This window comes from Pseudomonas sp. KD5 (assembly GCF_012932895.1).
Lineage (GTDB): Bacteria > Pseudomonadota > Gammaproteobacteria > Pseudomonadales > Pseudomonadaceae > Aquipseudomonas.
This window is the reverse complement of sequence record NZ_JDWJ01000011.1, coordinates 58944-72747: the sequence shown is the minus strand read 5'-3', so window position 1 is coordinate 72747 and position 13804 is coordinate 58944. Positions and strand designations below refer to the sequence as shown.

The following is a 13804-nucleotide window of genomic DNA, read 5'->3' as shown; positions in this document are numbered from 1 at the left end:
TGTCCGCTGGACGCAGTCTTGCGTAGCTGCACCGGGTACCCGGAAAGGTTACGCAAGCAGCAGTCACAGGTGGTGCGGCACTTGAATGAGTGCAGCACCGAATGCGCAGTACCTAACGAAGACGGTAATAAGCATGAATCTTCACGAGTATCAGGGTAAGCAGCTGTTCGCTGAGTACGGCCTGCCAGTATCCACCGGTTACGCGGTAGACACCCCGGAAGCAGCAGCAGAAGCTTGCGACAAAATCGGCGGCAGCGAATGGGTTGTCAAAGCCCAGGTTCACGCCGGTGGTCGCGGTAAAGCGGGCGGCGTAAAGCTGGTTCGCAGCAAAGAAGACGCTAAAGCATTCGCACAGCAGTGGCTGGGCAAGCGTCTGGTGACTTACCAGACTGACGCCAATGGTCAGCCAGTCACCAAGATCCTGGTTGAATCGTGCACTGATATCGCTAAAGAGCTGTACCTGGGCGCTGTCGTTGACCGTTCGAGCCGTCGCATCGTGTTCATGGCTTCCACCGAAGGTGGCGTGGACATCGAGAAAATCGCTCACGACACTCCAGAAAAAATTCTGAAAGCCACTATCGATCCACTGGTTGGCGCTCAGCCATTCCAGGGTCGCGAGCTGGCATTCCAGCTGGGTCTGGAAGGCAAGCAAGTTGCTCAGTTCGCCAAGATCTTCGTAGGTCTGGCCAAGCTGTTCAAGGATCACGACCTGGCTCTGCTGGAAGTGAACCCGCTGGTGATCAAGGCTGACGGCGATCTGCATTGCCTCGATGCCAAGATCAACATCGACGCCAACGCCATGTACCGTCAGCCTAAGCTGAAGACTTTCCACGATCCGTCGCAAGACGATCCGCGCGAAGCGCACGCTGCCAAGTTCGAACTGAACTACGTAGCACTGGAAGGCAACATCGGTTGCATGGTCAACGGTGCTGGCCTGGCCATGGGTACCATGGATATCGTCAACCTGCATGGCGGCAAACCAGCCAACTTCCTCGACGTTGGCGGCGGTGCTACCAAAGAGCGCGTAACCGAAGCGTTCAAGATCATCCTGTCCGACACTAACGTCGCTGCAGTATTGGTCAACATCTTCGGCGGCATCGTTCGTTGCGACATGATTGCCGAAGGCATCATCGGCGCTGTGAAAGAAGTCGGCGTGAAAATCCCGGTTGTTGTTCGCCTTGAAGGCAACAACGCTGAGCTGGGCGCTAAAGTACTGGCAGAAAGCGGTTTGAACATCATCGCTGCTACCAGCCTGACCGACGCTGCTCAACAAGTTGTCAAAGCTGCGGAGGGCAAATAATGAGCGTCCTGATCAATAAAGACACCAAAGTTATCTGCCAGGGTATTACCGGTTCGCAAGGTAGTTTCCACACCCAGCAAGCCATCGAATACGGCACCAAGATGGTTGGCGGCGTAACTCCAGGCAAAGGCGGCACCGAGCACCTGGGCCTGCCAGTGTTCAACACCGTGAAAGACGCTGTAGCTGCCACTGGCGCCACCGCCAGCGTGATCTACGTTCCAGCTCCTTTCTGCAAGGACTCCATCCTGGAAGCAGCCTTCGGCGGCATCAAGCTGATCGTTTGCATCACTGAAGGCATTCCTACCCTGGACATGCTGGATGCCAAGGTCAAGTGCGACGAGCTGGGCGTAGTCCTGATCGGTCCTAACTGCCCAGGCGTGATCACTCCAGGCGAATGCAAGATCGGCATCATGCCAGGTCACATTCACTTGCCAGGCAAGGTTGGTATCGTTTCCCGTTCCGGCACCCTGACCTACGAAGCTGTGAAGCAGACTACTGACGCCGGTTTCGGTCAGTCGACTTGCGTCGGCATCGGTGGTGACCCGATCCCGGGTTCGAACTTCATCGACATCCTGAAGCTGTTCCAGGAAGACCCGAAGACCGAAGCGATCGTGATGATCGGCGAGATCGGCGGTTCGGCTGAAGAAGAAGCGGCTGCCTACATCAAGGCACACGTGACCAAGCCGGTTGTTTCCTACATCGCTGGTGTGACTGCTCCTCCGGGCAAGCGCATGGGCCATGCTGGCGCAATCATCTCTGGCGGCAAAGGCACTGCAGACGAGAAATTCGCTGCTCTGCAAGACGCAGGTGTTAAAACCGTGCGTTCGCTGGCAGACATCGGCAAGGCCCTGGCCGAGCTGACCGGTTGGGCCGTCAAGTAAGCCTCGCGCTTAACTGACGCTCCACCAAACAAAGGCCACCTTCGGGTGGCCTTTGTCATTTCCGGGGTTTGAGATATTCGCAGCGCTTCTTGTGGCGAGGGAGCTTGTCGGATCGCCGCACCGTCCCGCTGGGTTGCGAAGCGACCCCAAAACCTGCACTCGCGTTACATCAGGCAGTTTGTGTTTGTCTGTTTGCGTCTGCTGCGCAGCCGAGCGGGACGGTGCGGCGATCCGACAAGCTCCCTCGCCACAGGGCGGTTGTGAAAATTAGATATGTAAACACGACACTGAAATGTCGCGTATCGGATAGTTCGCCCTGTAATAGTGCGTTTGGCGGGCAAATTCGGTAGGCTAGCCGCCATTTTTGCGTTTGCGGCCCACAAGGCTGCGGCGCGCTAAACGGGTCAGTCCTATACGGATCGACAGCATTTCCCTCACCCATAAGGGAAATCCCTCTCTAAATTCCGATTCAGTAGTGTGGTATTTCCTTAATGAAAGTGTTGAAAGGCCAGGACATCCTGGCACTGGGCTTCATGACATTTGCCCTGTTCGTCGGGGCTGGCAACATCATCTTCCCGCCTATCGTCGGTTTGCAGTCCGGGCCTAATGTCTGGATGGCGGCGCTGGGTTTTCTGATCACCGCAGTCGGTCTGCCGGTGATCACCGTGGTCGCCCTGGCCAAGGTCGGTGGTGCAATGGATGCCTTGAGCAGCCCGATCGGTAAAATCGCCGGTGGCCTGCTGGCAGCCGCGTGCTACCTCGCTGTCGGCCCGTTGTTCGCGACACCACGCACCGCGACCGTGTCGTTCGAAGTGGGTCTGGCGCCGCTGACCGGCGAGAGCCCGCTGGCGCTGTTTCTCTATAGCTCGGTGTACTTCTTGCTGGTGTTCTTCATCTCGCTCTATCCGGGCCGTCTGCTGGACACCGTAGGACGGTTCCTCGCACCGCTGAAGATCATCGCCCTGGCCGTTCTCGGCATCGCAGCGTTCGCGTTGCCGGCCGGTAACATTGGCGTGGCTACCCCTGAATATGTGGCGGCACCGTTCTCCCAGGGCTTCATCAATGGTTACCTGACCATGGATACCCTGGGCGCGCTGGTATTCGGCATTGTCATCGTCAATGCGATCCGCTCCCGTGGCGTGGAATCGCCGGTGTTGATCACCCGTTACGCGATCATCGCCGGGCTGATTGCCGGTGTAGGTCTGGCGCTGGTTTACGTCAGCCTGTTCCGTCTCGGCTCGGGCAGCCATGAAGTGGCCGCCGGTGCCACCAACGGCGCGGCGGTATTGCACGCCTACGTGCAGCACACCTTCGGTTCGCTCGGCAGCGGTTTCCTCGCGGTGCTGATCTCCCTGGCCTGCCTGGTGACTGCGGTCGGTCTGACCTGCGCCTGTGCCGAATACTTCAGCCGTGTGCTGCCACTGTCCTACAAGACGCTGGTGATTATCCTGGCCGCGTTCTCCCTGCTGGTGTCCAACCTGGGCCTCACCAAGCTGATTGCGTTCTCGATTCCGGTACTGACCGCCATCTACCCGCCGTGCATCGCCCTGGTGGCCCTGAGCTTCTGCAAGGACTTCTGGCATGAGCAGGGTCGCATCGTCGGTCCGGTGATGCTGGTGTCGTTCATTTTCGGCATGATCGACGCGCTCAAGGGCGCCGGTCTGGCCGACTGGATGCCGACTCAACTGGCTCACCTGCCGCTGAGCGAGCAGGGCCTGGCTTGGCTGGTGCCGTCGGTCATGACCCTGGCGGTTGCCGTGGTTTGCGACCGTCTGTTGGGCAAGCGCGAAGAAGCGCTGGCTTAAGTCGCTTCATGGCCCGCCACAAGCGGGCTTGAGCTACAAATGGAAATGCCCCGTATCAATCGATACGGGGCATTTTTATGCGCGTGATGCAGTGTCTTTTTCCTTGGGTTAACGTCGAAGCACTATCCGCAGGTTTCATCATCGTCTACACATCACAAGGAACTGCATGTCGTTCATCCACGCCAATCTGATCCACATCCTCGCCGCGCTCTGGTTTGTCGTCTGCTGGGGGGGCTACACCCGTTACGCCACATGGAAGGGCCGCGACACCGCATGCCTGGCCAGTGTTCTGCACCTGTACCGCGAAGACTGGATGCGCCGCATGCTGTTACGCGACAACCGCATCGCCGATGCCAGCGTGATCGGTAACCTGGAGCGCAACGCCTCATTCTTCGCTTCCAGCACGTTGATTATCCTGGCCGGTATTCTCACGGTGTTGGGGGCGTCCGAAAGAGCCGTGTCTTTGCTGGCGGATATCCCGATGGTGCAACAGGCTTCCCAAGGCATGTCGGAGATCAAGTTGTTGTGCCTGGCGCTGGTGTTCGTCTATGCGTTCTTTACGTTCAGCTGGTGCATGCGTCAGTACAACTTTGCGGCCATTCTCGTGGGTTCGGCACCGATGATCGGTGAGCGGCATGTGTCCGAACAAGAGCGTAACGCCTTTGCTTCCCGAGCCGCCCGTGTCATCTCCCTGGCGGCCAACCAGTTCAACTTCGGTCTGCGTTCCTATTACTTCGGCATGAGCATGCTGGCGTGGTTTGTCAGCCCCTGGTTGTTCATGTTGATGAGCGCCGGTGTCGTGTTTGTGTTGTATCGCCGCGAGTTTCACTCCGACGTTCTTGACGTGATGGTCTATACACCTACAGAGGCACCATTGTCTGAGCTGAACAAAGAGGCGGCTTGATGAGTATTCCATTCTGGTGTGTGTTTATCAGTGCCTTGTTGATTTTCGTGGCGCGCATGCCGGTGGCCAAGGCGATGAAAGAGCAGGGCGGTTACAACAATCACCTGCCGCGTCAACAACAGGCGCAACTCACAGGTTTCGGCGCCCGCGCATTGGCGGCCCACCAGAACAGTTTCGAGGCGTTCATTTTGTTTGCGGTCGGGGTGTTGATGGCGCACACCACGCAAACGGCGGGATGGCTGATCGATGCGCTGGCGATCGCCTTCGTGATCGCGCGCGTTATCTATCTACTGTGTTATTGGGCTGATCTGGCCTGGCAGCGAAGTCTGGTGTGGTTCGTCGGATTAGTGTGTTCGTTGTTGCTGATGATTAGTCCGACTTTTAGGACTGTTTTGCTCTAAGGACGCGTTTCGAGCAAAATTTCAGATAAAAGAAAACCCGCACTTGGCGGGTTTTCTTTTATCACGCTAAAAACTGTTTTAGTTTTTAGGTGCTTCTGTAGGCGCTGCCGGAGCGGCTGCGTTCGATTCGGTCTGAGCTTTGGCAGCTTCAGCGTTTTCTTTTGCCGCCTCGTTCACTTTATCCTGAGCTTCGCTCATTTTTTCCTGAACTTGCTCGGTTTGTTTGGTGGCATCTTGAGCTTTGTCCTCGGGTTTTTTACCGCAGGCGGCGAGACCGAGGGAAGCGGTCAACATCAAGGCAATAGCTAAAGTCTTACGCATGGGGTGTTTCTCCTGATGGAAAATATCTACTGGCCTTTCGAGCACCGTTATCAGGGTTAAGTTCCTCAATTCACACAGATATATATGTTTGTTTTGCAACGGAACTTTTGCCCGCTAGCCTGCTACTTTGTCCGGACACTAAGAAGAGTTTTATCAAATGGCCGAAAACCCCGTTTTTGAGCGTGCGACGCGATTCCTGTCGGCGTTGCGCCATTGTCAGGTACTCGGCATGCGCCTTCACAGCGCCAGCAGCGAAGGGCTGACGGTGATTCTGCCGTATAGCCCGCAGATCGTCGGCAACCCGCAAACCGGGGTGATTCATGGCGGTGCGCTGACCTCGCTGATGGACACCGCCTGCGGCATGGCCACTCTCTGCGTGCTGCCCGAGTTCGAAGTCTGCCCGACGCTCGACCTGCGCATCGACTACATGCATGCCGCCGAGCCGCACAAGGACGTTTACGGCTTCGCCCAATGCTACCGAGTGACTACCGATGTGATTTTTGCGCGCGGTTTTGCCTATCAGGACGACCCCGAACAGCCCATCGCCCACGTGGTGGGCACCTTCATGCGCATGGGCAAGGGCATCAAAGGTACTAAAAACTTTGGCGGTGTCATTGCCGGTGCCATTGTTGGAGTTGCGAAATGACCGACACGTTCAACGAACAGCTTCAACAGGCCCATGCGCAGGGGGACTACGCCGCGCTGCTGCAGCTGATTCCTTACGCCGAGCTGATCGGCGTCGAATGTTCGCGGGTAGGAGATGAGCTGCTGTTTCGTCTGCCGGCCAACAAGGACAACATTGGTAACCCTTTACTGCCAGCGATTCATGGTGGGGTGATTGCCGGGTTCATGGAACTCTCGGCGGCGCTGCATTTGTTGATTTTCACCGGCTCGCCCGGTGTGCCGAAGATTATCGACTTCTCCCTCGACTACCTGCGCGCGGGGCAGTTTCGCGATACCTGGGCCCGATGCCAGGTTTGTCGCCAGGGGCGGCGGGTCGCAAACGTGGCGATTACCGCCTGGCAAAGCACTGAAGCCGAGCCCATTGCCACGGCCCGGGCCCACTTCAAAATCGAAGAGCCCTTGAAATCCTGATCTCAGCCCCCAACTCTGAGGACAACCCGCCGCCGACCCTCAAGGTCGCGGCCACTGCCATCTGATTGGAGTTTGATGACCATGAGTGTGGAAACTCAAAAGGAAACCCTGGGCTTCCAGACCGAGGTGAAGCAGCTGCTGCACCTCATGATCCATTCGCTGTATTCCAACAAGGAAATCTTCCTTCGCGAATTGATCTCGAACGCCTCTGACGCTGTCGATAAATTACGTTTTGAAGCGCTGGCCAAGCCTGAATTGCTGGAAGGCGGCGCTGAACTGAAAATCCGTGTGAGCTTCGACAAGGACGCTAAAACCGTCACCCTCGAAGACAACGGCATCGGCATGAGCCGTGAAGATGCGGTCACTCACCTGGGCACCATCGCCAAGTCCGGCACCGCAGATTTCATGAAGCACCTGTCTGGCGATCAGAAAAAAGACTCGCACCTGATCGGTCAGTTCGGTGTCGGTTTCTACTCGGCGTTCATCGTCGCCGATAAAGTTGACGTATTCAGCCGCCGTGCCGGCCTCGCTGCCAGCGAAGGTGTGCACTGGTCGTCCAAGGGCGAAGGCGAATTTGAAATCGCCACCGTCGAGAAAGCTGATCGCGGCACCCGTATCGTTCTGCACCTGAAATCCGGTGAAGACGAGTTCGCCGATGGCTGGCGTCTGCGCAACATCATCAAGAAGTACTCCGACCACATCGCTCTGCCGATCGAGTTGCCGAAAGAAGTGGCAGCCGCCGAAGGCGAAGAGAAGCCTGCCGTTGAGTGGGAAACCGTCAACCGCGCCAGTGCCCTGTGGACTCGCCCTCGCACTGAAGTGAAGGACGAGGAATACCAGGAGTTCTACAAGCACGTCGCTCACGATTTCGAAAACCCGCTGAGCTGGAGCCACAACAAGGTCGAAGGCAAGCTCGAGTACACCTCGTTGCTTTATGTGCCGACCCGTGCTCCGTTCGATCTGTACCAGCGTGAAGCGCCGAAAGGCCTGAAGCTGTACGTGCAGCGCGTGTTCGTCATGGATCAGGCCGAGTCGTTCCTGCCGCTGTACCTGCGCTTCATCAAAGGCGTGGTCGATTCCAACGACCTGTCGCTGAACGTGTCGCGGGAAATCCTGCAGAAAGACCCGATCATCGACTCCATGAAGTCGGCGCTGACCAAGCGCGTTCTGGATATGCTGGAAAAACTGGCGAAGAACGAGCCTGAGCAATACAAAGGTTTCTGGAAGAACTTCGGTCAGGTCATGAAAGAAGGCCCGGCAGAAGACTTCGCCAACAAAGAAAAAATTGCCGGTCTGCTGCGTTTCGCGTCCACTCAGGGCGACGACGGCGAGCAGGTTGTAGGTCTGGCCGACTACCTGGCCCGTGCCAAGGAAGGTCAGGACAAGATCTACTACCTGACCGGCGAAACCTACGCGCAAGTCAAAAACAGCCCGCACCTGGAAGTCTTCCGCAAGAAAGGCATCGAAGTGCTGCTGCTGACCGACCGTATCGACGAGTGGCTGATGAGCTACCTCAACGACTTCGACGGCAAGAGCTTTGTCGACGTGGCGCGCGGTGACCTGGACCTCGGCAACCTGGATTCGGAAGAAGACAAGAAAGCCGCGGAAGAAGTCGCCAAGTCCAAAGAAGGCTTGGTTGAGCGTCTCAAGACCGCTTTGGGTGAGTCCGTTGCTGAAGTGCGGGTTTCCCATCGCCTGACCGATTCCCCAGCGATTCTGGCCATCGGCGAGCAGGACCTGGGCCTGCAAATGCGTCAGATCCTGGAAGCCAGCGGTCAGAAGGTTCCGGATTCGAAGCCGATCTTCGAATTCAACCCGGCTCACCCGTTGATCGAGAAGCTCGACAACGAGCAGAGCGACGAGCGCTTCGGCGACCTGTCGCACATTCTGTTCGATCAGGCGGCCCTGGCGGCCGGCGACAGCTTGAAAGACCCGGCCGCTTATGTGCGTCGTTTGAACAAGCTGCTGGTTGAACTGTCGGTTTAACCACGCTGTATAAAAACCCGCTTCGGCGGGTTTTTTCATTCTGGTGCTTTTTTACAGGGAGTCAGTCATGAGCCAAATCACTGTTCGATCCGTCGCCTATCAGATTGACGGCCAATCGTATGAAAGCCGTCTGGCCTTCGATGCTGACCATAAAGGCCCGCGTCCGGGTCTGTTGATGGCGCCGAACTGGATGGGCGTCAGCTTTGGCGCCGAGGAGATTGCCAAATCGGTGGCATCCAAGGGTTATGTGGTGCTGATCGCGGATCTGTACGGGCAATCGGTTCGTCCGCAGAACGGCGACGAGGCAGGCGCGGCGATGATGCCGCTGAAGAATGATCGCGCCTTACTGCGCAAACGCATGCAGGCAGCTTTCGAACAACTGCAAGGGCAGGGCGAGGCGGCGGTTGATACCTCGAAACTGGCGACTTTTGGTTTCTGCTTCGGTGGTTGCTGCGCGCTGGAGCTGGCGCGTAGCGGTGCGCCGGTGAAGGCTGCGGTGTCGTTCCACGGCACGCTGGATACGCCGAATGTGAACGATGCGAAAAGCATCAAGGGTTCGGTGCTGGTGCTGCATGGCGCTGCCGATCCATTGGTGCCGAAAGAGCAGCTGCCAGCGTTTGAAGCTGAGATGAATGCTGCCGGTGTGGATTGGCAATTGCTAAGCTATGGCGGCGCGGTGCATTCGTTCACCGACCCGCACGCCAACGTGCCGGGCATGATGATGTATGACGCGAAAACAGCGGCTCGCGCGTTCACGTCGATGCATAACTTGCTGGATGAAGTGTTCAAGGGCTGATTGCTCCTCGGAACAAAAGATCGCAGCCTCGTTTCACTCGACAGCTCCTACAGGGGGCGCGTACCTCTGTAGGAGCTGCCGAAGGCTGCGATCTTTTGATGTTTACGCGCTACGGCAACTCAATCCGCTCACTTTCCCCCGGCACCGTCGGCCAATCCCCGGCCGCCCAGCGCCGACGTGCTTCATCAATCAATGCCGGATCACTGGCCACGAAGTTCCAGTTGATCCGTCGTGGCCCGTCCAGTGGCGCTCCGCCAAACAGCACGGCATGGCAGTCGCTCTCGGCGAACAGCGTCATCTCTTCCCCGGCCGGCAGCACCACTAGCGTGTAGGGCTCCAGCAGCTCGCCATCAAGCTGCGCCTCGCCGCTCAACACATACAACGCCCGTTCTTCATGCTCGGTGGGAATCAGCAGCGTGGTCGCCGTTTGCAGGTTCAATTCGGCATACAGCGTAGGCGAAAGCACCGGGACCGGTGATTCAAGGCAAAAGCCCTTCCCGGCGATCATTCGTATCTTCACGCCAAGGTTTTCGCTGACGGGCAGCGTGGCTGCTGGATGGTGGCTGTAGTGTCCTGGACCGTGCTCACGGTCCTTGGGCGAAGCCAGCCAGATCTGTAAGCCGTGCATCGTACCGCCACTGTTCTTCAATGCTTCGGGCGTGCGTTCGACGTGGGCAATCGCACTGCCGGCGGTCATCCAGCTGACATCGCCGGCATTCACCACCTGATCGGAACCGAGGCTGTCCTTGTGCTGGATTTGCCCTTCAAACAGGTAGGTGAGGGTGGACAGCCCGATGTGCGGATGCTGACGGATGTTCATGCCTTTGCCCGGTGGATAACGGGTTTCGAGCATGTGGTCGAAAAACACGAAGGGCCCGACGTTGCGGCATTTGGCTGACGGCAAAGGGCGAAGGATCGGCTGGCCCTCGACATCTTCGGCGCGGGGGCGGATCACGAGCGGAGTGTTCATGGTGCATTCCAGGCTGAGCGGGTGACGCAGGGAGCATAACCCGCTTGCGCAGACGTTGCCGCTATTGGCTGAAGGCGCCTTCGGACAGATGAGTTTCGATACTGACTTCAGAGGTGGTCATCAGCTTGTGTACCGGGCAGCGGTCGGCCACGCGGTGCAGCTCGTCGCGCTGGGCATCGGTGAGTACGCCCTTGAGCGTGAGTTTGACGTGCAGGGCATATTTGCCTTTCTGCTCTTCACTGTTGTCGCGCTTGACCTCGACCCCGACGCCGGTCAGTGGAATGCCCTTCTTCTTCGCATACAGTTTCAGGGTCAGGGCCTTGCAGGCGCCGAGGGCCGCGTCGAAATAGTCATGGGGCTCAGGTGCGGTGCCTTCACCACCACTGGACTTGGGGACATCGGCAAACAGTTCATGGTCATCGATCTGGACGCTGTGACGAAAACCTTCGGCGGAGACAGTATTGACGGTAACAGTCATGGGAAACCTCGCAGGGATCAGGAAAAGTCATTCGATCAAAAAAGACCCTGAATTTATAGAGCATTCCTTCACGTTCGCGTTCCTATTTCTTGCCGGACGATTTGGCCACAGCTCAAAGTTGTCATTGTCCTGTCCCCCCGCTTAACGCCAGACGAAAAAAAGCCCCGCGTTTGCGGGGCTTTCATGTCGGTCCGGATCAGCTGCCTTTGACCGTCTTGCCGTTGACCGTACCGTCGAGGAGCATGATGTTGTACTCCTTGCCGTCGGTTTCGACCTGTTGCAGACGGACCAGCAGGTAATCCCAATCCTTGGCGAACCACAGCACGGTGATGCGCTTGCTTTGTGTCGGATCGCGCACGCGCTCGACCTTGATCGCATCGATCTGGCCAGCCTTGGTGTCGACTTTCTCCGAACCCAGCACGCGGAAGTCATAGGTATCGACTTCGCCGGCATCGACGACCTGATAGCTCATGCTTTTCTTGCCGGCGGCCACGTCATGCTGCAGCGCCAGTTGATAGGTGGACTTGTCGACCATGCCGCGGTTGAGCGGGAGCTTGACGGCGTCACCGCGATCGGTGCCGGTGACCATCTTGTTGGTCCAGTCGAAATCCAGATCAGCCTTCTTGGCTTTGCCCAGGCCACCGCGTTCGAAGTGGTAGGACTGCGGCAGCAGCGTGTCCTTGTCCAGGGTCAGGGTACTTTCTTCGGTCAGGCTGGCGATCATCATCGAGGCTTTGAAGCTGAGCTTCCAGGCGCCATTGGCTTGCTTGGTCAGGCTGCGCTCGGCGGTACCGCTCATGGGCAGCTGTTTCCAATCGGCGGTGTAGCTGGCGGAGAAGGGTTGAAGGTCTGCGGCCTGCGCAAACGGCAGGGCGAGCAGAGCGCAAGCGAAGAGCAGGGCACGACGCATAAAATCTCCTAGGTTCGAATCAAGTGGCCGCTGGCCGCGAGTAACTGTCCGTCCAGTAAAGCACCTTGTTCGCCGAGTGATAAACGGCCTTCGGCAAACCAGCGTACGGCCATCGGGTAGATCAGGTGTTCCTGGGTGTGGACTCGCTGCGCCAGACTCTGCGGCGAATCGTGCAACTCTACCGGTATTACTGCCTGTACGACCAGTGGTCCGCCATCGAGTTCCTCGGTGACGAAGTGCACGGAGCAGCCGTGTTCCGTATCGCCGGCCTCCAGCGCGCGCTGATGAGTGTGTAACCCTTTGTATTTGGGCAGCAGCGAGGGATGGATATTGAGCAGGCGACCCTGGTAATGGCGCACGAAGTCAGCGCTGAGAATGCGCATGAAGCCGGCCAGTACCACGAGTTTGGGGTTGAAGGCGTCGATCAGTTCGATCAGCGCGGCATCGAAGGCCTCGCGGCCCTCGAAAGCCTTGTGATCCAGGGTGCGGGTGTCGATACCCGCGTCCCTGGCGCGTTGCAGGCCGTAGGCGTCGGCGCGGTTGGAAATCACCGCAGCAATGCGGGCCGGGCTGTCGCCGGTCCGCGTGCTGTCGATCAAGGCCTGCAAGTTACTGCCGGTGCCGGACAGCAGCACCACCACATCACAGGTCTGGGACATTAATGAGCCTTGAGGTTCTTCAGTTCGACCTGAGCCGCGCCTTCGGCAGCGGTGGCGATCTGACCGATGACCCATGGCTGCTCGCCAGCTTCACGCAGGACATTCAGCGCGGTTTCAACGTGTTCTTGAGCCACGCAGATAACCATGCCGACGCCGCAGTTCAGCACGCGGTGCATTTCTGTTTCGTCGACGTTGCCTTTCTCTTGCAGCCAGTCGAACACCGCCGGGCGGGTCCAGCTCGCGACGTCAACCACCGCTTGAGCGCCTTTTGGCAGCACGCGCGGGATGTTGTCCAGCAGGCCGCCACCGGTGATGTGGGCCATGGCTTTGACGGCGCCGGTGTCCTTGATCAGCTTGAGCAGCGGCTTCACGTAGATACGGGTCGGAGCCATCAGCAGGTCGGTCAGCGGTTTGCCGTCGAGCTGGATGTTCTCGATGTCGGAACCCGACACTTCGATGATCTTGCGGATCAGCGAGTAGCCGTTGGAGTGCGGGCCGGAAGACGGCAGGGCGAGCAGGGCATCGCCGGCAGCGACTTTCGAACCGTCGATGATTTCGGATTTTTCCACGACGCCGACGCAGAAGCCGGCCAGGTCGTAGTCTTCACCTTCATACATGCCAGGCATTTCAGCGGTTTCGCCGCCGACCAGGGAGCAGCCGGACAGTTCACAGCCGGCGCCGATGCCGGTTACAACCTGAGCAGCGGTGTCGACGTTCAGTTTGCCAGTGGCGTAGTAGTCGAGGAAGAACAGCGGCTCAGCGCCGCAGACCACCAGGTCGTTCACGCACATGGCCACCAGGTCGATGCCGATGCTGTCGTGCTTGTTCAGGTTCAGCGCCAGGCGCAGCTTGGTGCCGACGCCGTCAGTGCCCGATACCAGCACCGGTTGTTTGTAACCGGCCGGGATTTCGCAGAGGGCGCCGAAACCGCCCAGGCCGCCCATGACTTCCGGGCGCGCAGTGCGCTTGGCGACGCTCTTGATGCGTTCGACCAATGCTTCACCGGCGTCGATGTCTACACCGGCGTCCTTGTAGCTCAGGGAGGGTTGCTTGCTCATGATCCAGGCCTTTAGGGGGGATTCAGGGGTAACGACCGAGTTCAGCGGGCCTGTCGAAATTGATGAGGCAATTGCCTCACGCGCTATTTCGACACCACCCGGCTGTAGCCGGTCTGCGAAGGCGCGCGATTTTATCAGGCTTGAGGGGCAGCGGCCATCCTCGTGCCGACGGGCAGGGGCATATCGCGTTAAAAAAACTGATATTGCCCGTGTTGGCGGCGTCCCACATGGCTGTATAAG

The 13804-nt window shown here is 58.2% G+C and carries 15 protein-coding genes; 9 read left to right on the top strand and 6 right to left on the bottom strand.

The features are described from left to right. Positions 1-133 precede the first annotated feature (133 nt). The 5 genes from sucC to AF70_RS23030 all read left to right on the top strand — a co-directional run bounded on the left by sucC (position 134) and on the right by AF70_RS23030 (position 5291). Positions 134-1300: an ADP-forming succinate--CoA ligase subunit beta gene (gene sucC / locus AF70_RS23050; RefSeq protein WP_007919879.1), complete on the top strand. Its 1167-nt coding sequence runs from the start codon at positions 134-136 to the stop codon at positions 1298-1300. Next, positions 1300-2181 (top strand): succinate--CoA ligase subunit alpha, encoded by an 882-nt coding sequence (gene sucD, locus AF70_RS23045; protein WP_007919877.1) that lies wholly within the window; start codon positions 1300-1302, stop codon positions 2179-2181. Before sucC ends, sucD begins: the two co-directional genes overlap by 1 nt. A 491-nt stretch (positions 2182-2672) precedes the next feature. Continuing rightward, positions 2673-3986 carry a branched-chain amino acid transport system II carrier protein gene (gene brnQ, locus AF70_RS23040; protein WP_028940019.1) on the top strand — a complete coding sequence of 438 codons (1314 nt, stop codon included), beginning with the start codon at positions 2673-2675 and terminating at the stop codon, positions 3984-3986. A gap of 166 nt (positions 3987-4152) precedes the next feature. Beyond that, complete coding sequence (locus tag AF70_RS23035; protein ID WP_028940020.1) at positions 4153-4890, top strand: DUF599 domain-containing protein; 738 nt, start codon at positions 4153-4155, stop codon at positions 4888-4890. Beyond that, a complete protein-coding gene (locus tag AF70_RS23030) occupies positions 4890-5291 on the top strand; it encodes an MAPEG family protein (RefSeq protein ID WP_018925113.1) in 402 nt (133 codons plus the stop codon). Before AF70_RS23035 ends, AF70_RS23030 begins: the two co-directional genes overlap by 1 nt. A 78-nt stretch (positions 5292-5369) precedes the next feature. Here AF70_RS23030 and AF70_RS23025 read toward each other — a convergent pair whose 3' ends face one another. Continuing rightward, positions 5370-5612, bottom strand: coding sequence for a hypothetical protein (locus AF70_RS23025; RefSeq protein ID WP_018925114.1), 243 nt, complete (start codon positions 5610-5612; stop codon positions 5370-5372). Positions 5613-5769: 157 nt separating this feature from the next. Between AF70_RS23025 and AF70_RS23020 the strand changes: the two genes are divergently transcribed. The 4 genes from AF70_RS23020 (at position 5770) to AF70_RS23005 (ending at position 9489) form a co-directional block, all read left to right on the top strand. After that, positions 5770-6258 (top strand): PaaI family thioesterase, encoded by a 489-nt coding sequence (locus AF70_RS23020; protein WP_028940021.1) that lies wholly within the window; start codon positions 5770-5772, stop codon positions 6256-6258. Next, positions 6255-6707 carry a PaaI family thioesterase gene (locus AF70_RS23015; RefSeq protein ID WP_028940022.1) on the top strand — a complete coding sequence of 151 codons (453 nt, stop codon included), beginning with the start codon at positions 6255-6257 and terminating at the stop codon, positions 6705-6707. Before AF70_RS23020 ends, AF70_RS23015 begins: the two co-directional genes overlap by 4 nt. Positions 6708-6788: 81 nt before the next feature. Further along, positions 6789-8693 (top strand): molecular chaperone HtpG, encoded by a 1905-nt coding sequence (gene htpG, locus AF70_RS23010; RefSeq protein ID WP_028940023.1) that lies wholly within the window; start codon positions 6789-6791, stop codon positions 8691-8693. Positions 8694-8760: 67 nt separating this feature from the next. Continuing rightward, positions 8761-9489, top strand: a complete 729-nt coding sequence (locus AF70_RS23005; protein WP_019579628.1) for a dienelactone hydrolase family protein — start codon at positions 8761-8763, stop codon at positions 9487-9489. A gap of 109 nt (positions 9490-9598) precedes the next feature. Here AF70_RS23005 and AF70_RS23000 read toward each other — a convergent pair whose 3' ends face one another. The 5 genes from AF70_RS23000 to purM form a co-directional block, all read right to left on the bottom strand. Beyond that, positions 9599-10459 carry a pirin family protein gene (locus AF70_RS23000; RefSeq protein ID WP_019579629.1) on the bottom strand — a complete coding sequence of 287 codons (861 nt, stop codon included), beginning with the start codon at positions 10457-10459 and terminating at the stop codon, positions 9599-9601. A gap of 61 nt (positions 10460-10520) precedes the next feature. Continuing rightward, entirely contained in the window at positions 10521-10937 is a 417-nt protein-coding gene (locus tag AF70_RS22995) for an OsmC family protein (protein WP_007936063.1), read from the bottom strand. 196 nt (positions 10938-11133) lie between these two features. Further along, positions 11134-11847: a DUF3108 domain-containing protein gene (locus AF70_RS22990; protein WP_019579630.1), complete on the bottom strand. Its 714-nt coding sequence runs from the start codon at positions 11845-11847 to the stop codon at positions 11134-11136. Positions 11848-11855: 8 nt separating this feature from the next. Next, entirely contained in the window at positions 11856-12506 is a 651-nt protein-coding gene (gene purN / locus AF70_RS22985; protein WP_018925121.1) for a phosphoribosylglycinamide formyltransferase, read from the bottom strand. Beyond that, positions 12506-13564 (bottom strand): phosphoribosylformylglycinamidine cyclo-ligase, encoded by a 1059-nt coding sequence (gene purM / locus AF70_RS22980; RefSeq protein ID WP_007936066.1) that lies wholly within the window; start codon positions 13562-13564, stop codon positions 12506-12508. Before purM ends, purN begins: the two co-directional genes overlap by 1 nt. Between the last annotated feature and the right edge of the window lie 240 nt (positions 13565-13804).

Bases quoted from the DNA above. Each gene is read 5' to 3' on its own strand.
- AF70_RS23005 (WP_019579628.1), top strand. From the start codon at position 8,761: ATGAGCCAAATCACTGTTCGATCCGTCGCCTATCAGATTGACGGCCAA.
- AF70_RS23035 (WP_028940020.1), top strand. From the start codon at position 4,153: ATGTCGTTCATCCACGCCAATCTGATCCACATCCTCGCCGCGCTCTGG.
- AF70_RS23020 (WP_028940021.1), top strand. From the start codon at position 5,770: ATGGCCGAAAACCCCGTTTTTGAGCGTGCGACGCGATTCCTGTCGGCG.
- AF70_RS22990 (WP_019579630.1), bottom strand. From the start codon at position 11,847: ATGCGTCGTGCCCTGCTCTTCGCTTGCGCTCTGCTCGCCCTGCCGTTT.
- sucD (WP_007919877.1), top strand. From the start codon at position 1,300: ATGAGCGTCCTGATCAATAAAGACACCAAAGTTATCTGCCAGGGTATT.
- AF70_RS23025 (WP_018925114.1), bottom strand. From the start codon at position 5,612: ATGCGTAAGACTTTAGCTATTGCCTTGATGTTGACCGCTTCCCTCGGT.
- AF70_RS23000 (WP_019579629.1), bottom strand. From the start codon at position 10,459: ATGAACACTCCGCTCGTGATCCGCCCCCGCGCCGAAGATGTCGAGGGC.
- sucC (WP_007919879.1), top strand. From the start codon at position 134: ATGAATCTTCACGAGTATCAGGGTAAGCAGCTGTTCGCTGAGTACGGC.
- purN (WP_018925121.1), bottom strand. From the start codon at position 12,506: ATGTCCCAGACCTGTGATGTGGTGGTGCTGCTGTCCGGCACCGGCAGT.
- purM (WP_007936066.1), bottom strand. From the start codon at position 13,564: ATGAGCAAGCAACCCTCCCTGAGCTACAAGGACGCCGGTGTAGACATC.
- AF70_RS23015 (WP_028940022.1), top strand. From the start codon at position 6,255: ATGACCGACACGTTCAACGAACAGCTTCAACAGGCCCATGCGCAGGGG.
- AF70_RS23030 (WP_018925113.1), top strand. From the start codon at position 4,890: ATGAGTATTCCATTCTGGTGTGTGTTTATCAGTGCCTTGTTGATTTTC.
- brnQ (WP_028940019.1), top strand. From the start codon at position 2,673: ATGAAAGTGTTGAAAGGCCAGGACATCCTGGCACTGGGCTTCATGACA.
- AF70_RS22995 (WP_007936063.1), bottom strand. From the start codon at position 10,937: ATGACTGTTACCGTCAATACTGTCTCCGCCGAAGGTTTTCGTCACAGC.
- htpG (WP_028940023.1), top strand. From the start codon at position 6,789: ATGAGTGTGGAAACTCAAAAGGAAACCCTGGGCTTCCAGACCGAGGTG.